Annotated in this window: 24 protein-coding genes and 1 tRNA gene; 14 read left to right on the top strand and 11 right to left on the bottom strand. The window is 67.2% G+C overall.

Annotated elements, in window-relative coordinates; translation table 11 throughout:
• Positions 1-59: 59 nt before the first annotated feature.
• Positions 60-698, bottom strand: a complete 639-nt coding sequence (locus GGR48_RS10445) for a tetratricopeptide repeat protein (protein WP_183951853.1) — start codon at positions 696-698, stop codon at positions 60-62.
• Between the two features lie 25 nt (positions 699-723).
• Positions 724-945 (bottom strand): hypothetical protein, encoded by a 222-nt coding sequence (locus GGR48_RS10440; RefSeq protein WP_183951852.1) that lies wholly within the window; start codon positions 943-945, stop codon positions 724-726.
• Between GGR48_RS10440 and GGR48_RS10435 the strand changes: the two genes are divergently transcribed.
• Together GGR48_RS10435 and GGR48_RS10430 are read left to right on the top strand one after the other, a co-directional pair.
• Complete coding sequence (locus GGR48_RS10435; protein ID WP_183951851.1) at positions 938-1,630, top strand: Npun_F0296 family exosortase-dependent surface protein; 693 nt, start codon at positions 938-940, stop codon at positions 1,628-1,630. The genes GGR48_RS10440 and GGR48_RS10435 overlap by 8 nt on opposite strands.
• Positions 1,631-1,734: 104 nt before the next feature.
• On the top strand, positions 1,735-2,415 hold the full coding sequence (locus GGR48_RS10430; protein WP_206362471.1) for an Npun_F0296 family exosortase-dependent surface protein: 681 nt from the start codon (positions 1,735-1,737) through the stop codon (positions 2,413-2,415).
• Between the two features lie 191 nt (positions 2,416-2,606).
• Here GGR48_RS10430 and GGR48_RS10425 read toward each other — a convergent pair whose 3' ends face one another.
• From GGR48_RS10425 to paoA, 4 genes are all read right to left on the bottom strand, one after another.
• On the bottom strand, positions 2,607-3,971 hold the full coding sequence (locus GGR48_RS10425; RefSeq protein ID WP_183951906.1) for a cation:proton antiporter: 1,365 nt from the start codon (positions 3,969-3,971) through the stop codon (positions 2,607-2,609).
• A 218-nt stretch (positions 3,972-4,189) separates the two neighbouring features.
• Positions 4,190-6,409: an aldehyde oxidoreductase molybdenum-binding subunit PaoC gene (gene paoC, locus GGR48_RS10420; RefSeq protein ID WP_183951849.1), complete on the bottom strand. Its 2,220-nt coding sequence runs from the start codon at positions 6,407-6,409 to the stop codon at positions 4,190-4,192.
• Positions 6,406-7,356: an FAD binding domain-containing protein gene (locus tag GGR48_RS10415; RefSeq protein ID WP_183951848.1), complete on the bottom strand. Its 951-nt coding sequence runs from the start codon at positions 7,354-7,356 to the stop codon at positions 6,406-6,408. The genes paoC and GGR48_RS10415 overlap by 4 nt, the downstream gene beginning before the upstream one ends.
• Complete coding sequence (paoA, locus tag GGR48_RS10410) at positions 7,353-8,015, bottom strand: aldehyde dehydrogenase iron-sulfur subunit PaoA (protein ID WP_183951847.1); 663 nt, start codon at positions 8,013-8,015, stop codon at positions 7,353-7,355. The genes GGR48_RS10415 and paoA overlap by 4 nt, the downstream gene beginning before the upstream one ends.
• Before the next feature lie 349 nt (positions 8,016-8,364).
• Here paoA and GGR48_RS10405 point away from each other — a divergent pair, with 349 nt between their 5' ends.
• Positions 8,365-8,727, top strand: coding sequence for a hypothetical protein (locus GGR48_RS10405; protein WP_221211470.1), 363 nt, complete (start codon positions 8,365-8,367; stop codon positions 8,725-8,727).
• Between the two features lie 114 nt (positions 8,728-8,841).
• The gene (locus GGR48_RS10400) at positions 8,842-10,443 is read left to right on the top strand and encodes a DUF5597 domain-containing protein (RefSeq protein ID WP_183951905.1); all 1,602 of its coding nucleotides are present in this window, start codon (positions 8,842-8,844) and stop codon (positions 10,441-10,443) included.
• On the opposite strand, the gene GGR48_RS10395 is transcribed toward GGR48_RS10400, so the two are convergent.
• Genes GGR48_RS10395 through GGR48_RS10385 form a run of 3 tightly spaced genes read right to left on the bottom strand, consistent with a single transcriptional unit; the run spans position 10,434 to position 14,280 of the window.
• Positions 10,434-12,020: an ATP-binding protein gene (locus GGR48_RS10395; protein ID WP_183951845.1), complete on the bottom strand. Its 1,587-nt coding sequence runs from the start codon at positions 12,018-12,020 to the stop codon at positions 10,434-10,436. The genes GGR48_RS10400 and GGR48_RS10395 overlap by 10 nt on opposite strands.
• On the bottom strand, positions 12,017-12,739 hold the full coding sequence (locus tag GGR48_RS10390) for a response regulator transcription factor (RefSeq protein WP_206362473.1): 723 nt from the start codon (positions 12,737-12,739) through the stop codon (positions 12,017-12,019). Before GGR48_RS10390 ends, GGR48_RS10395 begins: the two co-directional genes overlap by 4 nt.
• Entirely contained in the window at positions 12,736-14,280 is a 1,545-nt protein-coding gene (locus GGR48_RS10385; RefSeq protein WP_183951844.1) for a DUF4153 domain-containing protein, read from the bottom strand. Before GGR48_RS10385 ends, GGR48_RS10390 begins: the two co-directional genes overlap by 4 nt.
• 335 nt (positions 14,281-14,615) lie before the next feature.
• On the opposite strand from GGR48_RS10385, the gene GGR48_RS10380 reads away from it, so the two are divergent.
• The 6 genes from GGR48_RS10380 (at position 14,616) to GGR48_RS10355 (ending at position 20,476) form a co-directional block, all read left to right on the top strand.
• A tRNA-Ser gene (locus tag GGR48_RS10380) sits at positions 14,616-14,705 on the top strand.
• A gap of 401 nt (positions 14,706-15,106) precedes the next feature.
• Complete coding sequence (gene drt2 / locus GGR48_RS10375) at positions 15,107-16,351, top strand: antiviral reverse transcriptase Drt2 (RefSeq protein WP_183951843.1); 1,245 nt, start codon at positions 15,107-15,109, stop codon at positions 16,349-16,351.
• A 258-nt stretch (positions 16,352-16,609) separates the two neighbouring features.
• The gene (locus tag GGR48_RS10370; RefSeq protein ID WP_183951903.1) at positions 16,610-17,626 is read left to right on the top strand and encodes a lytic murein transglycosylase; all 1,017 of its coding nucleotides are present in this window, start codon (positions 16,610-16,612) and stop codon (positions 17,624-17,626) included.
• On the top strand, positions 17,610-18,293 hold the full coding sequence (locus tag GGR48_RS10365) for a septal ring lytic transglycosylase RlpA family protein (protein WP_183951842.1): 684 nt from the start codon (positions 17,610-17,612) through the stop codon (positions 18,291-18,293). The genes GGR48_RS10370 and GGR48_RS10365 overlap by 17 nt, the downstream gene beginning before the upstream one ends.
• 31 nt (positions 18,294-18,324) lie before the next feature.
• The gene (locus GGR48_RS10360; protein WP_183951841.1) at positions 18,325-19,497 is read left to right on the top strand and encodes a D-alanyl-D-alanine carboxypeptidase family protein; all 1,173 of its coding nucleotides are present in this window, start codon (positions 18,325-18,327) and stop codon (positions 19,495-19,497) included.
• Positions 19,498-19,501: 4 nt separating this feature from the next.
• On the top strand, positions 19,502-20,476 hold the full coding sequence (locus GGR48_RS10355; RefSeq protein ID WP_183951840.1) for an AAA family ATPase: 975 nt from the start codon (positions 19,502-19,504) through the stop codon (positions 20,474-20,476).
• A gap of 110 nt (positions 20,477-20,586) precedes the next feature.
• Here the strand turns inward: GGR48_RS10355 and GGR48_RS10350 are convergent, their stop codons facing one another.
• Together GGR48_RS10350 and purF are read right to left on the bottom strand one after the other, a co-directional pair.
• On the bottom strand, positions 20,587-21,294 hold the full coding sequence (locus tag GGR48_RS10350) for an SDR family NAD(P)-dependent oxidoreductase (RefSeq protein WP_183951839.1): 708 nt from the start codon (positions 21,292-21,294) through the stop codon (positions 20,587-20,589).
• Entirely contained in the window at positions 21,294-22,745 is a 1,452-nt protein-coding gene (purF, locus tag GGR48_RS10345; protein WP_183951838.1) for an amidophosphoribosyltransferase, read from the bottom strand. The genes GGR48_RS10350 and purF overlap by 1 nt, the downstream gene beginning before the upstream one ends.
• A gap of 144 nt (positions 22,746-22,889) precedes the next feature.
• Between purF and GGR48_RS10340 the strand changes: the two genes are divergently transcribed.
• The 4 genes from GGR48_RS10340 to GGR48_RS10325 are packed head-to-tail and all read left to right on the top strand — an operon-like array spanning position 22,890 to position 24,489.
• The gene (locus tag GGR48_RS10340) at positions 22,890-23,141 is read left to right on the top strand and encodes a DUF7218 family protein (RefSeq protein WP_183951837.1); all 252 of its coding nucleotides are present in this window, start codon (positions 22,890-22,892) and stop codon (positions 23,139-23,141) included.
• A 36-nt stretch (positions 23,142-23,177) separates the two neighbouring features.
• Positions 23,178-23,540, top strand: coding sequence for a phosphoribosyl-AMP cyclohydrolase (hisI, locus tag GGR48_RS10335; RefSeq protein WP_183951836.1), 363 nt, complete (start codon positions 23,178-23,180; stop codon positions 23,538-23,540).
• Positions 23,537-24,046 carry a hypothetical protein gene (locus GGR48_RS10330; protein WP_338110501.1) on the top strand — a complete coding sequence of 170 codons (510 nt, stop codon included), beginning with the start codon at positions 23,537-23,539 and terminating at the stop codon, positions 24,044-24,046. The genes hisI and GGR48_RS10330 overlap by 4 nt, the downstream gene beginning before the upstream one ends.
• 32 nt (positions 24,047-24,078) lie before the next feature.
• Positions 24,079-24,489 carry a MerR family transcriptional regulator gene (locus GGR48_RS10325; RefSeq protein WP_183951835.1) on the top strand — a complete coding sequence of 137 codons (411 nt, stop codon included), beginning with the start codon at positions 24,079-24,081 and terminating at the stop codon, positions 24,487-24,489.
• Positions 24,490-24,493: the final 4 nt, after the last annotated feature.

Genomic DNA, 24,493 nt, shown 5'->3' with positions numbered 1-24,493 from the left:
TGAAAAAAGGGCGCGGATGGCATGGCCACCCGCGCCCCTCTGGAACGTGCGGATTGCGATCAGGGCTTGGATTTGTAGCGCGGCTGGGCGCGGCCGGCTTCGTCGGCAGCCTGGCGGATCAGCTGGATATTGCGCTTGATCGACGCGGCCAGCGTGGAACGGATCGCCTCATCGGCATCCGAGCCTGCGGGCACCTCGCGCAGCAGCTGCAACCATTCGCCGATCGCCTCGTCATGCTGGCCCTTGAAGTCCTTTTCCATCGCGAAATAGAAGCGGGCGCGCGCGTCGCGCGGATCGATGGCCAGCGCCTTGCGGAACGCCTCGGCGGCCTGGGGCGGCAGGTTGACGTCGTTCGACTTGGTCGTCTGCATCAACGTCTCGCCCAGCGCCGACCAGGCGGTGGACTGGTTCGGATCGATCGCCAGCGAGGCGCGATAGGCGGTTGCGGCCTCCGCGAATTGACGCTTGGCGAGCAGGGCGTCGCCCAGCTGCTTCTGCGCGGCGGCGTCCCCCGGCGCCTTGGCGGCGGCGGCCTTGGCGGCGGTCGGATCGGCGGCGGGGGTGGGGCGCTCGATGAAGACCGGCGTCACCACGGGCTTGGTGTCGGCGGGACGCCGCAGCAGCGCCACCGCGATGAAGGCCAGGATGGCCAGGACGAGCACGATGCCCGCGATGACGAAGATTTTGCCCCGTTTCATTGATCGATCCCTGCTCATTGTGGCGTCAGCCTATCGTGCGATTCGCCTTGCCATAACGTAAAAGGGGCGAAGCACCGGAAAATCCATGTCTTATCTTGAAACAGATTCGACCAAGTCCCTGCACCACAAGGTTATTGTCCGGAATTTTACCGGGTGCGATAGCGATGACGTCCGCGATATACCGGCCTTCAAGTTCGAGGCGCCGAGTCGCCAATTGATTGACGTTCGGAGTGTTGTCGATGCGCAAGTTCACCACCGCCCTGATTTCGGTCGCCGCCGCCGCGCTCGCCGCGACCTCGGCGCAGGCCGCGCCGGGCACCGTGACCAGCACCGCTAACGATTATTATTCCGCGCAGAGGAACGTGCCGGCGGGTTCGACCGTGGTGACGTTCGACACGCCGCAGCTTCCCAACGGCTTCTCGCTGCAGGGCGGCACGATCGGCACGGGTTCGGTCTGGGACCCGAGCGTGGGCAACTGGAAATATGTCGCGCCGTCGGGTGACTCGACCAATTTCCTGGTGACGCTGCCCAACGCATCGACCACGCTGACCGCCGACAAGCGCTTCGGCTATGGCAGCGTCGGGCTGAACTGGGGTTCGATCGACACGTCGAACATCCTCGATGTGCTCGACATCTTTGGCAATGTGATCACCTCGATCACCGGTTTGAACCTGTTGTCGAACCGTTCGTTGCTCGACTTCAGCACCAACCGCTACGTCACCTATTCGCTCGATCCCAATAGCGGTCAGCAGATCGGTGGCCTGCGCTTCACCTCGCCGAACAACAATGGCTGGTCGTTCGAGGTAGACGATATCGCATTCAGCAACGCTTCGCCCGCGGCGGTGCCGGAACCGGCATCGATCGCGCTGTTCGGCGCGGGGCTGGCGGGTCTGGTCGGGGTGGCGCGTCGCCGCCGCCGTCAGGCCGCCTGATACGGAACGGTCCGCAGCGCTGGCATCGCCCGCCGCGCGGACACAGAGAAGATCGGAAGCCGGTATCCGGCGTGTTGCTTTGGTCAAGGACAACAGGGAGAAAGATGATGGCTGGCGTAAAGACGATGATGGCGGTGGCAGGCATGCTGGCCGGTGCGATGGTGTCGACGGCGGCGGTGGCCGGCGTGACGAGCGTCGCCTATGACCAGCCGGCACCGGCGGGCGCGACCCTGGTCGACTTCAACAGCAACGGCACGCCGGGCATGACCAACCTGCCGACCGGCTTCTCGCTGTCGGGTGGCCAGCTCGTCACCGGTTCGGCCAATGGCTACAGCACGCCGCTGGGCGACACGACCCAGTATCTGCTCGTCAACAAGAGCAGCGCGACGCTCAAGTCGAACAACGCCGCCGGCTATGACAGCGTCAGCCTGTATTGGGGGTCGATCGACACCTTCAACACGCTGAACATCCTCGACACCGCCAGCCGCGTCATCAAGACGATCACCGGCACGGAAATCGCGTTCCCGGGCGCGAACAACTCGTTCGGCGATTACAACAACCCGAAGTACAACCAGTATGTTACCTACACGCTGGACAGCCTGACCGGCGCGCGCATCGGTGGCCTGCAGTTCCTGTCGACGGACACCGCGTTCGAGCTCGACAATGTCGCCTTCTTCAACAAGAACCCGACCGCGGTGCCGGAGCCGGCGACGCTGACCCTTTTCGGTGCCGGCATCGGCGGCCTGATCGCCGCTTCGCGCCGTCGTCGCAAGAAGACGGCCTGACGGGCTTTCATAACGGCACCGGCCATTAGGCTGGTGCCGTTTCGAAAAAGGCGGCCTCGGCCGCCCTTTTTTATGCCTGTCGCAGGTGATGGGGTGGGCCGCCGCTCGACGGCATGGCGCAGCCGGGGCAGGGGGCAAACCAATCGGATATGTGCGCGGGGTGGTGGAGAGGGGCAGGCGCCCCTCTCCGGTCAGGCGGCGGCGGAGCGCAGCGCCTCCATCTCGCCCATCACGCGCGCCTTGCGGCCATAGACGAACTCGAACAGCGGGCTGGCCATCATCGTGGTCACGATCGCCATCAGTACGAGCATCGAAAACAGCGTCGGCCCGATGATACCCTTTTGCAGACCGATATTGATGATGATCAGCTCCATCAGCCCGCGCGAGTTCATCAGCGCACCGATGCCGAGCGCGGTCCGGTTATCCTCGCCACAGACACGCGCGGCGAGGTAGCAGGCGCCGAACTTCGCCGCGATCGAGGCGAGGAGGATGGCGAAGGCGATCAGCAGCAGGGGCGCGGAATTGACCATGTCCATCCGCGTGTTCAGCCCCGAATAGGTGAAGAACATCGGCAGCAGCAGGACGACCGCCAGCGGCTCGACCTTCTTCTTGAGTTCGGTGACGAACAGCCCGCGCGGCATGAAGACGCCCAGGATGAAGCCGCCGAAGATGCCATGCACGCCGATCGCGTCCATGATGAACGCCGACACGCAGAAAGCCATCAGGGTGATCGCCAGCACATTGGTCGACATCTCGCCACGCGCCTCGACCGCGCGGCCCAGCGGGGCGAGGATGCGGCGGCCGAACAGCAGGAGGAAGCCCACATACAGGATCGCCCCGCCGATCGCGAGGATCGCAACGCCGCTGCCGCCGCCAAAGGTCGCCAGCACCACCGCCAGCACGCACCAGGATGCGGCATCGTCGAACGCCCCCGCCGCCAGTGACAGCGTGCCGAGCGGGCTGTCCGCCAGTCCCCGTTCGTTGATGATGCGCGCCAGCATCGGGAACGCGGTGAGCGCAATGCAGGCACCCATGAACAGCGAGGCATTGGCCTGGCTGATCCCCGGCGCGAACAGGCCGGGCACGGTCATCAGCCAGGGGGTAATCAGCATCGCGATCAGGAAGGGCACCACGACCCCCGAGGCGGACACCGCCATCGCGCTGCGCGCCTTGGATTCGAAATGGTCGAGGCGCAGCGTCAGCCCGACCAGGAACATGTAGAGCGCGACGCCCAGCTGCGCGCCCGCATAGAGGACGTTGCGCGTTTCCTTGGGAAAGATCGCGCCCTGCAATTCGGGCCAGACCAGTCCCAGCAGCGAGGGGCCGAGCACGACGCCCGCGATCATCTCGCCCACGACCGGCGGCTGAGCGAGGAACTTCTGCCCCAGCCAGCCGACCAGACGACAGGCGAACAGGATCACCGCCAGTTGCAGGAAGAAATGGATGCTATAGTCGCCCGGCGCATAGGTGGCGGCGGCGCCGGTGCTCGCCGGGCCGTGCGGTGACAGGATCGTCGTGGCGGTTCGCCAGAAACTATCCAACGCATTGTGAAGCATCGCCAATTCCCCTCCGCCCGACCGCGCCTCGACGCGGCGGGCCGGCGATGGACGCACCACCGCCTTCCCCTCTTATGCCCTTTGTTTGCCGGGGGACTTTTGGGGCGACAAGAGGAAAAGCGGCCGCCATCACGCGATCGGCCGGTGATCCGCGGGGCGGAAACGATGGAACATGGCCGCGGACCGCGCGCCAGGCGGTCCGCGGCCTATCCTTGAGGTCAGGCGATCTCCGGCAGGCGATCGAGATGCTTTTCCAGCGTCAGCGGATAGTCGCGCACGCGAACCCCGGTGGCGTTGTACACCGCATTGGCCACCGCCGCACCGACCCCGCACAGGCCGAGTTCGCCGACGCCCTTGGCCTTCATCGGGTTCGCCTTGTCATCGGCCTCCTCGAGGAAGATCACCTCCTGGTGCGGGATGTCGGCATGGACCGGCACTTCATAGCCGGCGAGATCGTGATTGACGAAGAAGCCGAAGCGCGTGTCGACGGCCAGTTCCTCCATCAGCGCCGAGCCGACACCCATCGTCATCGCGCCGATCACCTGGCTGCGCGCCGCCTTGGGGTTCAGGATGCGCCCGGCGGCGCAGACGGCCAGCATCCGGCGCAGACGGACCACGCCGGTATAAGCATCGACGCCGACCTCGACGAAATGCGAGCCGAAGGTCGACAGCTGAAAGGTCTTGCCCAGATCGCCGAACTCGATCTTGTCCTCGGCGGTCAGCGGCGCCGATTTCGCCGCGTCGCGCAAAGGCACCGACCGGTTGCCACCCGAGACCTGTCCGCCGGCAAAGGCGATGTCGGCCGAGTTGAAGCCCAGCGTCTGCGCCACCGCCTCGCGCAACTTGACGCAGGCGGCATAGACGCCGGCGGTCGCATTGGCCGCGCCAAACTGGCCGCCCGACCCCGCCGACACCGGATAGGCGGAATCGCCCAACCGGACCTCCACCCGATCCAGCCCTACGCCCATCATCTCGGCGGCAGTCTGGGCAATGATCGTATAGCTGCCCGTGCCGATGTCGGTCATGTCGGTTTCGACCAGCACCCGGCCATCGGATTGCAACGTGACGCGCGCGCCGGAGCGGCGGTTGATATGGTTGCGGAACGCCGCCGCCATGCCCATGCCGACCAGCCAGCGCCCGTCGCGCACCTGCCCCGGCTTGGCATGGCGCCGCGACCAGCCGAAACGCTGCGCGCCTTCCTCGAGGCAGCGGACCAGCTGGCGCTGCGAGAAGCGGCGATCGGGCTTTTGCGGATCGACCTGGGTGTCGTTCTTCACGCGAAAGGCGACCGGGTCCATGCCCAGCTTCTCGGCCATCTCATCCATGGCGATTTCAAGCGCCATCATGCCCGGTGCCTCGCCTGGCGCGCGCATCGAATTGCCCTCGGGCAGGTTGAGCACGGCCAGACGCATCGCGGTCAGGCGGTTGGGGCCGGCATAGAGCAGCTGGGTCTGGTTGACCGCCGTCTCCGGGCCACCGCCCGGCAGGTCGCCCGATCCGCTCTCATGCGCGATCGCCTGGATCGTGCCGTCCTTGGCCGCACCGATCCGGATACGCTGGCGGGTCGCGGGGCGATGGGTGGAGTTGTTGGCCATCAGCGGCCGCTGCATCGCGACCTTGACCGCCCGCCCGACGTCACGCGCGGCCAGCGCCGCCATGATCGCATCGGCGCGCAGGAACAGCTTGCCGCCGAAACCGCCGCCGACATAGGGCGACATGAAACGGATCTTGTCCTTGGCGATGCCCAGCGTCTTGGCCAGATCGCCGCGCCCCCAGTCGATCATCTGGTTGGACGTCCAGATGTGCAACTCATCGCCCTTCCACATGGCGGTGGAGGCGAAGGGCTCCATCATCGCATGGCTATGATCGGGCGTCGTATACGCCGCATCGAGCGTTACCGGCGCGGCGGCAAAGGCCTTCTCGAAATCGCCGACCCGGTCGGCGGCGGGCGCCTTGTTCCCCTCGTTGCTGTCACCACCCACCAGCGGCGCGGTCTTGAGCGCGCTGTCGAGGTCGAAGCTGCCCGACGCGCGGTCATAATCGACACGGACGAGGCCAGCCGCCGCACGCGCCTGTTCGAAGGTCTTGGCAACCACGATCGCGATCACCTGATGATAATGGTCGACCTCCGGGCCGCCGAGCAGCTTGGCAGTGTTGAAATTGCCCTTGGCCAGCGGACCGGCATTGCCGGCGGTGACGATGCCCAGCACGCCGGGCGCGCCGCGTGCATCGTCCAGATCGATGCTGCGGATACGCCCCTTGGCGATCGCTGCACCGATGATCCAGCCATAGGCGGCATCGGGGGCATCGGCATGGCGCTCATAGGCATAGGGCGCGGTGCCCGTGGTCTTGCGCGGTCCGTCGATGCGGTCCTGCGCGCGGCCGACCACGGTCATGCGATCGATGGGATTGGTGCCTGCCGGCTCGGTGAATTTCATGCGGTCCTCGCCTGGCTGATGACGGCGGCGATCGTCCGTTCGACGAGCGGCACCTTGAAGGCATTATGCTCGGTCGGCCTGGCGTCGGCGAGCAGCCTGGCCGTCACCGCCTTGGCCCCGGCGGGCAGCTGGGCATCGGCCGCCTCGACCCGCCACGGCTTGTGCGCGACGCCGCCGACCGCGACCCGGCCGCTGCCATCCTTCTGGACGACCGCCGCGACCGAGATCAGCGCAAAGGCATAGGAGGCGCGGTCGCGTACCTTTTCATAGATGTGCGTGCCGCCAAGCGGGCGGGGCAGGGTGACCGAGGTGATCAGTTCGCCGGGCTGCAACACGGTTTCGATATGCGGCGTGTCGCCGGGCAGGCGGTGGAAGTCGGCGATGGGGATGGCGCGGGTCTGCCCTTGCGGGTTCACCGTCTCGACCACCGCGTCCAGCACCCGCATCGCGACGTTCATGTCGCTGGGGTTGGTCGCGATGCACTGGCCGCTCGTCCCGACGACCGCCAATTGCCGCGAATAGCCGCCGATGGCGCTGCATCCCGAACCCGGCTTGCGCTTGTTGCAGGCCATGTTGGTGTCGTAGAAATAGGGGCAGCGGGTCCGCTGGAGCAGGTTGCCCGCGGTTGTCGCCTTGTTGCGCAACTGGCCGCTCGCACCGGCCGCGATCGCGCGCGACAGGACGCCGTAATCGCGGCGCACCCGTTCGTCCGCCGACAGCGCGGTGTTGGTGACGAGCGCGCCGATGCGCAGGCCACCATCCTCGGTCTTTTCGATCCGGTCGAGCTTCAGGTCCTGCACGTCGATCAGATGGGTCGGCGTCTCGACCTCGATCTTCATCAGGTCGAGCAGGTTGGTGCCGCCCGCCAGGAACTTCGCGCCCGGCCGGGTCGCGGCGCGCGCCGCCGCGACGGGGTCCTTGGCGCGCTCATAGGTGAAGGCCTTCATGCCTTGGCTCCCGCGACATCTGCCATGGCGTCGGCGATGTTGGAATAGGCGCCGCAGCGGCAGATATTGCCGCTCATCCGCTCACGCATCTCGATATTGCTGGCCTGGGGGCGGGCCATCAGGTCGGCCTGGACATGGCTGGGCACGCCGGCGCGAATCTCGTCGAGGACCGCGACCGCCGAGCAGATCTGGCCTGGGGTGCAATAGCCGCATTGATAACCGTCGTGGCGGACGAAGGCCGCCTGCATCGGATGGAGCTTGTCGGGCGTGCCCAGCCCCTCGATCGTAGTGATCGCGTCGCCGTCATGCTGGAGCGCCAGGCTGAGGCAGCTGTTGATCCGTTGGCCGTTGACCAGGACGGTGCAGGCGCCGCACTGGCCATGGTCGCAGCCCTTCTTCGTGCCGCTCAGGTGCAGATGTTCGCGCAGCGCGTCGAGGAGCGTCGTGCGCGGGTCGAGCGACAGCGGCCGATCCTTGCCATTCACCTTCAAAGTGACGGGCATGGTCACGGGCATCGCGGCGGGATCGGGCGGCATGGTGGTCCTCTTGGTCTGGGCGTCCGACGGGGTGGAGGCGGCCATGGCCGTGGCCGCGCCGCCAACCATCACTCCGCGCCGGGAAAATGAAATATTACAAGCGCCTGAAGTCTCGTCCGCCACCGTGCATCTCTCCCTTGGTCCTACCGTTCACCCGTCACCATCAAGCGTCCCACCCTGGGGACATGGGCGCCAAGGGGTCTGGCGTTGTTCGGCATGATAACGCCCGCCCGGGAATTTGGTGTCAAGCGGTGTGGAACAAACACAAAATTCCGTCAGGCGGAAGGGGGTTGGGGGAGAAAGGCGGCGACGCACCCGTCACCCTGTGCTAACCCCGCCGCATCGCCGGTTTGACGACCGCAAGCGCTGGCGACTGAGAGACCCATGTGCTCCCGCTTGTTGGCCGGAGCATCAGCATGACGTCTTTCGATCGGTATCGACGAGGGCGCTTGTCCGCCGCCGCGCGCCCATGGTGAGTGCGCAGGAACGGATGCGGACGCACCGCGCGCTGATGGATGGGATCGGCGCGCTGGAGGATCGTATCGCGCCGCTCTGGGCCGCCGATCGTCCGCCGCCGACATCGCTGCACCATGCGGTCCGTGCCCGCGTCACCTCCAACAGCTTTCGCGAACTGGACGTGCTGCTGGCGCATTGGATAGGGCTGATGATGGGGCAGCCGGTGCGGATGGATGACGTCGACGGCTGGCGTGAGGAGGCCGCGCGGGATTATCCGTTCGATGCGGTCTATACGCCGTTCGAGATCGCGCGGATCGCGGCGACCTATCGGCTGGCGGCGCTGCCGCGGATCGTCACGAAGCGCGATCTCGCCGCCTGAGCAGGCGATCCCCCAAGACCTGCGGTTGATCGGGCACGCCCGCGCGTGCACAGAAGTGGGCGGGGCATCGTGCATGCCGCATCGGGGGAGGGTAGGGCTTTGCGACGGGCATTCATGGGGGCGCTGGGCGCGCTGGCGATCGCGGGGTCCTGCTGGGCCCAGGAGACCCCGGTGCCGCATATCGTCACGCGTGCCGGCCGCCACGCGCTGATCGTCGATGGCCAGCCTTTCCTGATGCTGGGCGCGCAGGTCAACAATTCCAGCAACTATGCCAGCGCGCTGCCGCAGGTCTGGCCGATGCTCGACCGGCTGCATGCCAACACGATCGAGATTCCCGTCGCCTGGCAGCAGATCGAACCGCGCGAGGGGCAGTTCGACTTCGGCTTCGTCCAGACGCTGCTCGACCAGGCCCGCGCGCATGACAAGCGGGTCGTGCTGCTCTGGTTCGGGACCTGGAAGAACACGTCGCCCGGCTATACGCCCGATTGGGTCAAACTCGACAATCGCCGCTTCCCCCGGATGAAGACCCGCGACGGCAACGACCATTATGTCCTGTCGCCGATGTTCCGCGCGACGCTGGAGGCGGACAAGCGCGCCTTCGTCCGGCTGATGGCCTATCTGAAGGCGCATGATCCGCAGAACACCGTCATCATGGTGCAGGCGGAGAATGAGGTCGGCAGCTATCGCAACCCGCGCGATTTCGGCGCGGCGGCGCAGGCGCTGTTCGCTGGACCGGTGCCGGCGGCTCTCACCCGTAAGCTCGGCAAGGCGCCCGGCACCTGGTCCACTGTCTTCGGCGCGCAGGCGGACCGCGCGTTCAACACCTGGTACACCGCCCGCTTCGTCGACGAGATCGCCGCCGCCGGCAAGGCGGTCAAGCCGCTGCCCATCTATGTCAACGGGGCGCTGGCCGGACCGTCCAACGTCCCCGACCCGGACGGGGTGGCGAGCGGCGGGCCGCAGCAGGACGTGCTCGACATCTGGAAGGTCGCTGCGCCCGTGATCGATGCCGCCGCGCCCGATCTCTACGACCGGGCCAGCGCCAATGTCGCCTTGTATCTGAAGGCCTATGCGCGGCCCGACAACCCGCTGCTGGTGCCCGAGATCGGTAACGCCCGCGACTTCGCGCGCTATTTCTATGAAGCGCTGGGGCGCGGCGCGATCGGCTTCGCGCCGTTCGGCATGGATGACACGGGCTTCTTCAACTATCCGCTCGGCGCCAAGGCGCTGGACGAGGCGACGCTGGACGCCTTCGCCAAGCCGTATCGGGCGATGGCGGGGGTGATGCGCGACTGGGCGCGACTGTCCTTCGCGCATGACAGCTGGGGGACGGCGCGGCCCGACGACGGATCGGATCGCCAGACGGTGATGGGCGACTGGTCCATCCGCGCCAGCTTCGGCGGATGGCAGTTCGGGGAGAAGAGCTGGAGCTGGCTCAAGTCCGAACCCGCGCCCTGGGCGAAGGAGCCGATCGGCGGCGTGGCGGTGCTGCACCTGTCGGCGGACGAATTCCTGATGATCGGCGATCATGTGCGGATGCAGTTCGAGCCGGCCACGCCCGACCCCCGCGCGATGGTCGTGCGGGTCGAGGAAGGGCATTTCGCCGATGGGCAATGGGTCATGGACCGGGTGTGGAACGGCGACCAGACCGATTATGGCATCAACATCATCGATCGTCCGGTGGTGCTGAAGGTGACGATGGGCCGCTATCGCTGATCCAGCGGATGGACGGCCGGGCGCAGGCTGATCCGCATCGTCGTGCCCGGCCCCTCGTCGAGCAGGTGCAGTTCGCCGCCCGAAGCATGGAGCAGCGACCGGGCGATCGGCAGGCCCAACCCCGTGCCGCCGCTGACCCGGCGCGAAGTGAAGAAGGGCTCGAAGATGCGCGCCCGATCGGCGGCGGGGATGCCGCCGCCATTGTCGCGGACCGTCAGCAGGAGCCGGTCACCGGCGGCGATGCTAATGACGATCCGGTCGGCATCGGCCTGGACGGCATTCTCGACCAGCGTCGTCAGCACGGCCTCCAGCGTCGAGGCGGGAACGGCGGCGAACAGGGCTGGGGACGCGGCCTCGACGAGGATGGTCATGCCGGTCTTGCGCAGCGCATCGGCCACCTTGTGCGCGGCGGCCACGACATCGGCGCTGCCTTCGGGGCCTGCAATCATCATGTCGGCACGCGCCAGGTCGAGCAGGCGCGACACCAGAAGCGTCAGGCGGGTCGCATCGGCATCGGCATTGGCCAGGAAACGGGCGCGGTCCGCCGCCGTCATGCTGTCGGCATGATCCTGCAACAGCTCGATCGCGCCGCGTATGCCGGTCAGCGGCGTCTTGAACTCATGGCTGACCGCATGGGCGAAGTTGCGGAGATAATGCGAACGCGCCTCGATCGCCTCGGCCATGGCGGCGAAGTCGCGGTAGAGATCCTGTATCTCGATCGCGGCGGTCGGCGGAATGGCGGGCACGCCGCCCCGCCCGGCCGCGACGCTTCGGGTCGCCTCCTGCAATTGCTCGATCGGCCGGGCGATCCCGCGCGACAACAGGCCGGACAACAGGATCAACAGCGCGAGGATGGCGAGGATGCCGATGACGATCTTGCCCCAGTCCTGATCCAGCCCGACGAACAACGATCGGGCCGAGCGCGACAACAGCAGTACGCCGACCACGCGACCATCGACCAGCACGGGCCGCGCATGATGGACCCGCGTCGCCGCCGCGCGGGTCAGCCAGTCGAAGCGATAGACGGCGTGATAGCTGGCGTTGCGGCGCAGTTCGGTGCGCGGCTGGCCCTGAAGCGCCGAGGCGACTTCGGCCAGTCCGGCATAGCTGCCGCGTCGCCCCGTCCCGCCGGCGATCCGCCCGTCGCGGTCGAGCAGGATGATCGAGGCCAGGGTCGCCGCCCGCGTCGCGGCCAGGACGGGGGCAAGCCGGATCGCGGCTGCTCGCGCATCGGCCAAGGGTGCAGGTGCTGCCGAAGGCGCGGGGCGTTCGGGCAGGATCGGCGTCGCGCTGAGGTCGACCGTACTGTCGCCTTCGCCATATCGGGCAGACGCCGGCGTGACGGATCGCCCAGGTGGCGCCTCGGGCCAGAGGACCGCCGCGCTCGCCGCCAGCGCGGCGCCTTGCGCGGCGAGTTCCGCTTCGGTCTGGCGGACCAGCGTATTCTCATAGACCCGCAGCGCCACCGCACCGACGCCGGGCAGCGCGGCGACCAGGAAGAAGCTGGCGAACAGATAGGTGCGCAGGCTCAGGCGCGGCCAGTGCCGCTTGGCCCAGCCCTTGACCCCGCCGATCACGCGCCCGCGCCGGTGCAGGCCCCCAGGCGATAGCCGATGCCGGGCCGCGTCTCGACCAGGTCGGTGCCACCCACGGCGGCGAACTTGGCGCGCAGGTTGCGGATATGGCTGTCCACCGTCCGGTCGGTGACGGCGAAGCCCGGCCCGTGCAGCCGGTCGATGATCGCATCGCGGCCGAACACCTTGCCCGGCATGACGGCCAGGGTCCGCAGGATCGAGAATTCGGTGACGGTCAGCGGCACCTCCGCCCCGTTCCAGTGCGCCTGCCATCCCTCGACATCCAGGGTCAGTCGCGCGTGCTGGATGGTCGCGCCCATCTGCTGGACGCTCGACGGATGGGCATGGGTGCGACGCAGGATCGCCATCACCCGCGCCACCACCTCGCGCGGGGAAAAGGGTTTGACGACATAATCGTCCGCGCCCAGTTCGATCCCCAGCACGCGGTCGATTTCGTCGTCGCGCGACGACAGGAACAGGATCGGGCAATCGCTGTCGGCCCGGAGGCGGCGGCACACCTCCAGCCCGTCCATGCGCGGCATGTTGATGTCCAGCACCACCAGATCGGGCGCATGGGTCAGTGCGGCGGTCAGCGCCGCCTCGCCATCCGCCGCCTCGATCGTGTCCAGCCCCGCCTTGCCCAGCGCGAAGACGAGCAACTGGCGGATATTGGGGTCGTCATCGGCGATCAGGATGGTGCGCGGCATGGGGCACAGGATCATGGCCGGGGCGACTTCGTCAACGGGGTAGGCGCCGGAGGCGGGGCGTCGTCGACGATCCGGATACGCAGGCCGCCACAACCCATGATCCAGCCGTCGGTCAGCGGCGGCGGCGCGGCATGCGGGCGGACCCGCGCCTCGGCCGCCGCCAGCCGTCGCGCGCCGCGCCAGGTCCAGCTATGCCAATCCCGCTGGTCCCGCTCCAGCCGGCCCATCGCCTCGTCGATCAGGTAATTGACGCGCCCCCGCAGCACCGGCCCGCCCGCGCGCTGCTCCAGATCGATCAGCGGCAACAGTGCCGAGGGGCCCAGCTGTTCGAGATAGCAGAGGTCGAGCGCGTCGCCGCGGCGGGCATGGCGGACATTCCAATCGGCGGCGATCGCCCCCAGATCGACCGCGCAGACGCTGGCCAGCACCAGCCCGGCCGCCAGCGCATTGGCGTTGATCAGCCAGGCCACCGACCGGCCCGTCACCATCCGCCAGGTGATCAGGATCAGCCCGGTCGCGACCAGCCCCATCCACAACAGTGCCGCGATCCGCCAGCCCGTCAGCATCGAGGCCGCGATGTAGTCGAGTGTACGCAGCATGCTGGACGCGACGAGCAGGAGGTTCTGCGCGACCCACAACAGGATCAGCCGGCGAACGAGCGGGCTGCGCGCGCCATCGCTGTCGGGCCGAGCCGCCAGCAGCACGAAGGCGCCGGCAAGCAGCGCGGTGACGATCAGCGGATAAGCGCCGCGATGGGCATATTCGGCGGGCGTCACCCCGGCGGGCAGGGCCGCACCGCTCCAGAGAAAGGCGAGGTCCAGCGCGTTCTGGACGGCGAAGATCGCGTTGAAGGTGACCAGCGACAGGATCAAGGCGGTGACCGGCAGATGCCGGGCACGGGCCGTATCCGCCACACCGCCAAAGTCGAACCGCAGCACCGCGCGGTGCGGCCGCAGCGCCGGCCAGACGGCCAGCAGGATGATAAGCCAGAAGACGGCGTGAAAGATCATCGCCGACAGGTCCGGGAAACGGATCGCGGCAAAGGCACCGGCGATCAGCGGGTTGGCCTGGGCGAACAGATACAGGAACAGCGCACCGCCCAGGACGGGCAGGATCAGCAGCCCCGAAACGGTGACCAGCGCGCGCGACGGACATTGTCGGGCGAGACGCCGGGCGTCACGAAAAGGCGTGGCCAGGCCGAATATGCCATGCAGGGCGATCCGCAGGCCCCAGCGTATCGCGTCGTCGAACCGGCGCAGCGGCAAGAGGCTGGCGGACATCAGCGCCAGCCCGAACAGGCACCAGTCGAGCGGCCCGGGATCGTCGACCAGCATCACGCCGAACAGGAGCGCGACGACGAGCGCCACCCGTGCCGCGCGATCGTGCCGCACATCGGGGCGGGTGACGGCCAGCACCAGGGCCCAGGCGAGCGCGAAGCCGCCCAGCGTCCAGCCCGGCTCGTGATCGTAGAAGAACAGGTCCGCCAGGCCGATCAGCGCGGCAGCGCCGAACAGCTTGGCCAGGAAAGAATATCGCGGTGATCCGATGACGGTCATGCCGGTCTCCTTAGCAGGCCTTGCTGATGGCGGGCGGATATGGAGCGGGATCATGGCACCCGTTGCGAATCTCGCGAGCCTTTTGTGCAGAAGCCGTGCAGACCGGTGTCCTGCCTTGACCGGGGGGACTTGAAGACGCGCCGTTTCTTGCGCATGGGGGCGCGGCAAAGACGGGTGGATGGCCGAGTGGTTTAAGGCTCCATTCTCGAAAGCCACTGGAGGTTCAGGGCTGACGCGGTGAGAAGGCAAGGATTTCTGCGGGTCTGCCGCTACATCTGGGTTGCGGGTGCAAACACCCGTAAGTAGATTGTAAACAGCAGGCGCGATGATGGTACGGAAGAGTGTCCGAGTGGTTTAAGGAACCGGTCTTGAAAACCGGCGAGCGGGCAACCGTTCCGTGGGTTCGAATCCCACCTCTTCCGCCAGCCAGTGCTGCTACCTGTGACTTACCTGCAACAGTTCCAGGAAAGTAACGATCTTGGCGCGCCGGCCCCTTGGCACGAAGTCGCGCGTTCCTACTTCGATCACGTCCCCGGAATTGGCCGACGGATACGATCGTTGCAACGCGCAACCCGCGATACGAGTAGCAGTTCCACGGCGATGCCGCGGATCAGCGACTCTGCGAGTGCGAGTGTCAGATTGACGAGCATAGCTCCGATGATCTCCTCGATTACACGATACCACATAGCGTTCTAGACCCGCGCCGACGAGCAGCCTCACACGGGCCTAACAGGGGTGGATTGTGGTGTGCGTCCGGGGGCATCCAGCTTGCTGGGGTCTCGGGTCAAGACTGGCCCCCGGACTCTGCTATTGATAGGCTCGCCTGATGAAGACGCCTAACTGGTTCCGCCCGCGCGGTTATCTCCACCTAGACATGCCCGTTAAGCCCGAGTTCGCGACTGGGCTGACGCCCGCGAAGGTCGCGGCGCACAAGTGGTCACCTTTGATCCACTACGTAAAGACCGAGAAGCGCTACAAGGTTAAGGAGCGAAAGACGGTCGCCAAGGAGCGCCCGATCATGTTTGCCTCCCACCGCGACTCCTGCATCCTGTCCAAGTACTCGGCCGAGCTGGTGACGCGGTTGGACGACTGGTACGCCGCCAACGGGCTGGACGACACGGTGATCGCCTACCGGTCGCTCGGCAAGTCCAACTACCACTTCGCTCGGCGGGTGGAGGACTTCGTGCGGGCGCACCCGTCGCTCACCGTCATGTGCTTCGACGTCACTGGCTTCTTCGACAACCTTGACCACAAGAAGCTCAAGGAGCGGTTGAAGTGGGTTCTGGGCTGCGGTGAACTGGCGGATGACTGGTTCGCCGTCTTCCGCACGGTGACGCGGTACCACTACGTCCACCTGGAGGAGATCAAGAAGCACGACGACCTGGCGAAGCGCCTCCGCGAGCGGAAGCGGCACCCGCTCGCCACCATCGCAGACCTCAAGGCGCTGGGAGTTCCAATAGAGAAGAATCCGAAGGCGGTCGGCATCCCGCAGGGCACCCCGATCAGCGCCAGCCTGTCCAACCTGTACATGACCCGGTTCGACGCTGAGATGGAGGCAGAGGCCGCCAAGCGCGGCGCACTCTATCAGCGGTACTCTGACGACATCCTCGTGGCGTGCCCGCCGACGAGGCACGGTGTGCTCAAGGCGCTGGTCGAGGAGAAGTTGGCCGACCACGGGCTGGAACTCCAGTCGGCGAAGACCGAGGTTGTGACGCTGCACGCACCGGCCAGCACCCTCACCTTTCAGTACCTCGGCTACCAGCTAGGGCTCGTGGACGCCCGTCTGCGCCTGAAGTCGCTGTCCAGGCAGTGGCGCACCGCGAAGCGCGCCATCCGCAAGACGGAGCGGGTCGGACTGAACGCCATCAAGCAGGGCAAGGCCAAGCAGATATTCACCCGCAAGCTGCACAAGCGCTTCACCGGGGCTGGCGACCGGAACTTCCTCGCATACGCGGAGCGCTCTGCTGAGGCGCTGGACTCCCCGGCCATCCGTAAGCAGGCGAAGAAGCTGCGACGCTACATGCACGATGAGTTGGCGAGGCTGAGGGGAAAGCCGAAGCCCAAGCCGTGACCGCTTCCGATACGCTTCTTGATCCCGACGCGCGTGGAAGAACGCGCGCGTTCTGAGGCGTCTAGCGGTCGGCTCCGTCAAATATGATAACTGGCGAACGGGTAACCGTTCCGTGGGTTCGAATCCCACTCCACCCGCCATTAGTGCTTGATCCCCGACAGCGGCTGATCGTGCCTTCCCTGCGGTGACGTGAGGTTCCGGATGCGGGGCCGCTATGGCAAAGAACGGTCCATGTGGGGGAACATTACCCGGCGCGGGATGCGCCTCGGCATTTTTTCGGTCCTGGCGACGCTGATGAGCAGCGCGCCCGCGCTGGCGCAGGACGAGGCTGGGTTTCAGAGCTATCTGCAACAGGTTCGCGGCACTGCGCTGGCGCAGGGCGTCAGCCGCGCGACGCTGGACGCGGTGCTGCCGACGCTGACGCTCAACGAGCGGGTGATCGAGCTCGACCGGCGTCAGCCCGGCGGCCCCGCCAATAGCGGTTTCAGCCCCTTCGCCCCCTATAAGGCCGCGCATGTCGATGCCGCGCGGATCAGCCGGGGGCGCAGCAAATATCTGGCGCAGCGCCCGCGCCTGTCGCGGATCGAGCGCGAGACGGGCGTGCCCGAATCGATCATGGTCGCGATCTGGGGCCACGAGACCAATTACGGGTCCTATACCGGCAATTTCGACCTGATCCGCTCGCTGGCGAGCCTGGCGTATGAAGGTCGCCGCCGGCCGCTGTTCGAGGGCGAGTTCATCGCCGCGATGAAGATGATGGACCGGGGCGTCAGCCGCGAGCAGTTGAAGGGCAGCTGGGCGGGCGCGACGGGCAATCCGCAATTCCTGCCCTCCATCTATCTCCGCCTGGCACGCGACGGCGATGGCGATGGCCGCGCCGACATCTGGAACAGCGAGGCGGACACGCTGGCCTCGATCGGCAATTATTTCGTCAACGCCGGCTGGCGCGCGGGCCAGCCCTGGGGCTTCGCGGTCAGCGTGCCCGCCGGGTTCGACCGGTCGATGGTGCGCAACCAGCTGGTCAGCCCGCGCTGCCCCCGCGTGTTCGAACGGCATAGCGGCTGGCGCACCATCGCCGAATGGCGTGCGCTGGGCATCGTGCCGCAGGGTGCGGCCTGGCCCGACGACCGGGTGCTGGCAACCTTGATGGAGCCGGACGGGCAGGGGGCGACCGCCTATCTGCTGACCGGCAACTACCGGGTCATCCTGGATTACAACTGTTCCAATTTCTATGCGCTGTCGGTGGGATTGCTGGCCGATGCGATTGCGGGTTGAGCGCCTCGCCATCGCGGCGCTGGCCGCGATGCTGGCGGTGCCCGCGACGGCGGCGGCACCGGACGATGCGCCGGCGGCGCGTTATGGCAGCTATCAGGCGACGGGCCGCGCCAGCTGGTACGGGCATGAATTGGCCGGGCGGCGCACCGCGACCGGCCGGCGTTTCAACCCCGACGATGTGATGATCGCGCACCGCTCGCTCCCGCTCGATTCGATGGTCGAGGTGACCGATGTCGATACCGGCCGCACCATCGTCGCACGCGTCGGCGATCGCGGGCCGGGCCGTGCGGACCGGGTGGCCGACCTGTCGCTCGGCGCGGCGCGCCTGCTGGGCACCAATCGCCGCGCGGTCGCCAATATCCGGCTGCGGGCGCTGAAAGCCGGCTCCGACAATCCCGGCCTGATCCTGGCGGGGGCGAGCGCCGCGCCGCCCGTCGCCCGGCCGATCAAGCTGGATGCCGCCGGCACCTACCGCGTCCAGATCGCCAGCTTCACCAGCCAGGGCCGCGCCGAAGCGCTCGCCCGCCGGTTCGACGCCCGTACCCAACATGTCGGCCGCGTCTGGCGCGTCGAACGCGGCGCGCTCGATGCAAATTCGGCGAAAGCGCTGCGTGACGCGGCTGCGCAGGCCGGTTATGACGACGCCCGCGTCCTGCATCAGGATTGACCTCCTCCCGCCCTTTGGTCACGGAACACCCATGAAGACGTTGTTCGCATCGCTCGCCGCCCCGCTCGCTCTCGTCGCGCTGGCCCACCCCTCGATCGCGGCCGCGCCGCAGTTCGACACGCCCGCCCCGGTCGCGTTCATGAAGGATCTGTCCTCGGGCGCGATCCTGTTCCAGCGCGATGCCGATCGCCGCATGCCGCCGGCCTCGATGGCCAAGATGATGACCGTCTATGTCGCCTTCGATCTGGTCAAGAAGGGCCAGTTGAAGCTCAACGACATGGTCACCGTCCAGCCCGAGACGTGGAAGAAGTGGCACGGGCCCCAGGCCGGATCGACCATGTTCCTGTCGCCGAACGAGCAGGTCAGCGTCGCCAATCTGCTGTACGGCATCGTCACGCTGTCGGGCAACGACGCCTGCGTCGTGCTGGCCGAGCATATCGCGGGCACCGAGCAGAATTTTACCGAGCGGATGAACCGCACCGCCAAGCAGATCGGGCTGAACAACAGCCATTTCGGCACGTCGAACGGCTGGCCGGACGGCGGCGTGACCTATGTCACCGCGCGTGACCTGGCCGACCTGGCCGAGCACACGATCCAGGACTTTCCGCAGCTCTACAAGCAATTCTATTCGCGCCGCGATTTCTCGTGGGGCAAGACGATGGGCGGCAACGCCATCACCCAGGCCAATCGCGATCCGCTGCTCGGCCGCGTCGCCGGCGCCGACGGTCTGAAGACCGGCCACACCGAAGAGGCCGGCTATGGCTTCACCGGCTCGGCCGAACAGAATGGCCGCCGTCTTGTGATGGTCATGGCCGGGCTGAACAGCTCGGGCGCGCGGGCCGAGGAATCGGTCAAGTTCATGAACTGGGGCTTCCGCGCATGGCAGGCCAAGCCCGTCGTGTCGCAGGGCAAGAAGGTCGCCGATGCCGAGGTCCAGATGGGATCGTCGAGCAGCGTCGGCCTGGTCGCGCCGCGCCAGTTGACCGTCACGCTGCCCGCCGGGCTAGACCCGCAACTGAGCGCCAAGGTCGTCTATCAGGGGCCGATCAAGGCGCCGATCAAGGCCGGTCAGCATATCGCCGATTTGGTCGTCAGCTCGCCTGACATGCCCGCGCAGCGCCTGCCGCTGGTCGCGGAAAAGGATGTGAGCGAAGCGGGCTTCTTCGGCCGTGCCTGGTCCGGGCTGACCTCGTTCTTCGGCTGATCGGATGACCCTGCCGGTCGGCAATGATGCAGGCCAGGCCGCTTTCGCCGCCGCGTTGGGAGGCGCCAAGCTCCACCATGCCTGGCTGATCGCCGGGCCGGAGGGTGTGGGCAAGGCCAGCTTCGCGCGCGCGGCGGCAACGCGGCTGCTGGCGCGGGCGAGCGGGCAGGGTGACCTGCCCCCCGGCCTCGCCGTGCCGGAGCAGCATCCGACCGTCAAGCTGATCGAGGCGGGGTCGCATCCCGACTTCCGCGTGCTCTCGCGCCTGCCCAAGGATGCGGAAAAGCCCGATCAGGATCTGGCGCGGTCGATCACGATCGCGCAGGTCCGCACCCTGCAACCCATGTTCGCCACCGCACCCGCAATGGGGCCGGCGCGGGTCGTGTTGATCGATGCGATCGACGATCTGGAGCGGGGCGGCGCGAACGCGCTCCTTAAGAATTTGGAAGAGCCGCCGGCGGGGACGGTGTTCCTGCTGGTCAGCCATGCCCCGGGGCGGCTGCTGCCGACGATCCGATCGCGGTGCCGGCTCCTGCGCTTCGAGCGGCTGTCGGACAGCGATGTCGCGCGCGTCCTGCGCCAGCAACTGCCCGAGGCGGATGAGGGCGAGATCGGCGCACTGGTCGCCGCTGCCGAGGGCGCGCCGGGTCGCGCCTTGCGCTTTGCCGGTCTGGACATCGCGGGCATGGACGCGGCGATCGCGCGCATCGCCGAGAGCGGCGACCCCGGCAATGCCGAGCGGGTGAAGCTGGCCAAGTCGCTGGCCGGCAAGGCGGCGCAGGCGCGGTACGAGGCGTTTCTCGACCGGGTGCCGGCCTTCATCGCCACGCAGGCGCGGGGGCGTTCCGGCGCGCGGTTGAAGGTGGCGCTGGATGCCTATGCGGCGGCGCAGGATTTGGCCGGCGCGGCGCGGGGGCTTTCGCTGGATGCGCAGGGGACGGTGTTCGAGATGGCGGGGATCATCGCGACGTTGCGGTGAGGGGTTCCCTTGGCCTTCGACTTCGCTCAGGCTGAACGGGGTTTGGGGCGTAGGGCTTCTCCCTCCAGCCGTTCAGGCTGAGCGAAGTCGAAGCCCACGCCCCAACGCTTTCACCCCACGCGTTCGAAGTGCCCCGGCGTAAAGCCTTCGATCGCCAGCGCGGCGATCCGGTCCGCCACCACTTCGGGCGCCTTTACCGACGCGGGGTCTTCCCCCGGATAGGCCTTGGCGCGCATCTGGGTCCGGGTCGCGCCCGGATCGACGATAGCGGTGCGGATGGCGCTGATCTCGGACGTCTCGTCGCCATAAGCGCCGAGCAGCGTCTCGAACGCCGCCTTGGACGCGCCGTAAGCGCCCCAATAGGCGCGCGGCTTGCGCCCGACCGAGGAGGTCACGCCGATCACCCGCGCCCCTTTCGACCGACGCAGCATCGGGTCGAACGCGGCGATCAGCGCGGCCTGCGCGCTGACGTTCAGGGTCAGGACGCGGGCGAATTCCTTGGCGTCGATCGCCGGCACGGCGGCGAGCGAGCCGAGCATCCCGGCGTTCAGCACCATCACGTCCAGCGCCTGCCAGCGCTCGCCGATCGCGCCCGCCAGCCGACCGATCGATTCGTTTTCGGTCAGGTCGAGTGGGGCGATGGTCGCGGCCCCGCCGGCGTTGAAGATGGTCTCCTCGACCTCCTCCAATCCCTTGGGCGTCCGCGCGGTCAGGATGACATGCGCGCCCTGCGCCGCCAGCGCGATGGCGGTGGCGGCACCGATCCCCCGGCTGGCCCCGGTGACCAGCGCCAGCTTGCCGTCGAGCGCGCCCGCCATCAGGCGACCCGCTCGGCCAGCATCGCGAACTGGTCGACCGTGGCGGTTTCGTCATGGTCGGTCAGCGTCGTCGGATAATCGCCGGTGAAGCAGGCGTCGCAATAGCTGGGCTTGCCGTCCCGCGCGGCGTTCAGCGCCTTGTAGAGGCCCTCGATCGACACGAAGGACAGGCTGTCGGCATGGATGAAGTCGGTCATGCCGCCCAGATCGAGCTTGGCCGCCAGCAGCTTGGCTCGCTCGGGCGTGTCGACGCCGTAGAAGCAGGAATGGCGGGTGGGCGGCGACGCGATCCGCATATGCACCTCGGCCGCGCCGGCCTCGCGCATCATCTGCACGATCTTGAGCGACGTGGTCCCGCGCACGATCGAATCGTCGATCAGCACGACCTTCTTGCCCTGGATCAGCGCGCGATTGGCATTATGCTTCAGCTTGACGCCGAGGTGACGGACCTTGTCGCCCGGCTGGATGAAGGTGCGGCCGACATAGTGCGACCGGATGATGCCCAGCTCGAACGGGATGCCCGATTGCTGCGCATAGCCGATCGCGGCGGGGACGCCCGAATCGGGGACCGGGATGACGAGGTCGGCATCGACGGGCGCTTCGATCGCCAGCTGTGCGCCGATTTCCTTGCGCACCGAATAGACCGACTGGTCGCCCGCGATCGAATCGGGGCGGCTGAAATAGACCCATTCGAAGATGCAGGGGCGGGGGCTGACCGCCTGGAAGGGATGGATCGAGCGGATCTCGGTGCCCTGGACGATGACCAGCTCGCCCGGTTCGACCGCGCGTTCGAAGGTCGCACCGCACACGTCGAGCGCCACCGTCTCCGAAGCGAAGATCACCGCGCCGTCCAATCGGCCCATGACCAGCGGCCGGATGCCCAGCGGATCGCGGCAGGCGATCATGCCCTCGGGTGTCATCACGATCAGCGAATAGGCGCCCTCGACCTGCTTGAGCGCGTCGATGAAGCGGTCGAGGAGCGTGCGGTAGTTGGACGTGGCAACCAAGTGGATGATCGTCTCGGTATCGCTGGTCGACTGGAAGATCGAGCCGCGACGCACCAGTTCGCGACGCAGCTTCATCGCGTTCGAGATGTTGCCGTTATGCGCGACGGCGAAGCCGCCGGTCGACAGGTCGGCGTAAAGCGGCTGGACGTTGCGCAGCGCCGTCTCGCCGGTGGTCGAATAGCGGACATGGCCGCAGGCGACCTCGCCGGGCAGGCCACGGATCACGTCGTCGCGGTCGAAATTGCCCGCGACATGGCCCATCGCGCGGTGGGTGTGGAACAGCGTGCCGTCGAAGCTGGTGATGCCGGCGGCTTCCTGTCCGCGATGCTGCAGGGCGTGGAGCCCCAGCGCGGTCAGCGCGGCCGCGCCGGTGGCGCCGGACACGCCGAAGATACCGCATTCCTCGCGGAGTTTGTCGTCGTCGAAGGGGTTGGTGGTCAGCATGGGAGAGGCGCTCGCAACGTTCGCAACTAAGGGGCAGACGGGGCGCATATAGGAATGTGATCGGCGTTTGTCGCCTGTTTGTCATGGTTGACGGGATCATTTTCGACAGGTCCGCGTTTCGAACCCGAAAGCAGGAGATGCCATATGGCCCGCGATCACGGCGCCCAGATCAAGGATGATGGGCTGTACGAGGAACTGCGCAAGCAGGGCCAATCCAAGGAAAAAGCCGCGCGCATCGCCAATGCCAAGGCGAACGACAGCCTGAAGCATAACGCGACCCATTTGGAGGATCGGACCAAGGACGATCTGATGCAGGAGGCGCGCAAGATCGGCATCGAAGGGCGGTCCAAGATGAAGAAGGCCGACCTGATCGAGGCGATTCGCAACCACGGATAGCTTGGAAGAGGCCGGGGTTGCGGCTAGATCGCGATCATGGCCGACCAACGCGACACCGGGCTGACGCTCGACCCCAAATTCGATGCCCAGGGCTTGCTGACCGCGATCGTTACCGATCGTGTCAGTGGTGAATTGCTGATGGTCGCGCATATGAATGCCGAGGCGCTGGCGGCGACCCGGGCGACCGGACAGGCGCATTTCTGGTCGCGCAGCCGCCAGCGGCTGTGGAAAAAGGGCGAAAGTTCGAACAACGTGCTGAACGTCGCCGAAATCCGGATCGACTGCGATCAGGATGCGCTGTGGCTGATCTGCGACCCCGCCGGGCCCACCTGTCACACCGGCGCGCGCAGCTGTTTCTTCCGCCGGGTCGAGGGGGACGGGCTGGCGCCGGTGGCGTGATCGCGCGTCGCCTTGGCCTCATCCTGTACCTGTTGATCGCCGCCTGCACGTCATCGGGCGAGACGGCGGACAATGCGGCGGGCGAGCGGTTGGAGGCGGCCAGCATCGCGACCGGCCTTGTCGCCGATCCGGCGACCATTCCACTCGACGGCATCTGGGCACGCGATTCGGACCGGATGTGCATCATGCCCGCCTCGGGGGGTGAGGATGATGCGCCCCGCCACATCGGCGTGCTGCTCGATTACGGCGAAGGACAGGGCTGTACCGCGCGGGGCACCCTGACCCGTTCCGGCCGGGACCTGACGATCGCGCTGGGCGCATGCCGGTTTTCCGCCCGGCTCGATGGCGACAGCATCCAGTTTCCCGCCGCTTTGCCAGCGACTTGCAACGGCCTGTGCACCGGCCGCGCCACATTGTCGGCGCTGGCGGTCGAGCGGGTCAGCGCTTCGGTGGCGGAGGCACGCACCCTGCGTGGCCCCAACGGGACCGCACTTTGCGCCGATTGACGTTGACGTAAAGGGTATTTAGCGTCGCGACCATGACCAGGGTCGCCGCCTATGCCGCCATTCCCCCTCGGGGCGATCGGGACGATTACACGATCACCGAGCTATGCGGTGAGTTCGGCGTCACGGCCCGCGCGCTTCGCTTCTATGAGGATGAAGGGCTGATCGCGCCCGAGCGGCGGGGCACACAGCGTATCTATTCGCAGCGCGATCGCGCCCGGCTCGCGTGGATCTTGCGGGGTAAGCGGGTGGGGTTCAGCCTGGCCGAAATCCGCGAGATGATCGATCTCTACGACCTGGGCGACGGCCGGCGGCAGCAGCGCGAGGTCACCGTCGCGCGCTGCGCCGCCAAGATCGATGCGCTCCAGGCCCAGAAGCAGGACATCGATGCCGCCATCGCCGAGCTGACCGAGTTCGTCGACCTGTTGAACGCCCATCGCGACTGAGCAG

It is taken from the genome of Sphingomonas pseudosanguinis (assembly GCF_014196255.1).
Taxonomy (GTDB): Bacteria; Pseudomonadota; Alphaproteobacteria; order Sphingomonadales; family Sphingomonadaceae; genus Sphingomonas; species Sphingomonas pseudosanguinis.
This window is presented reverse-complemented; position numbering and strand designations above follow the sequence as displayed.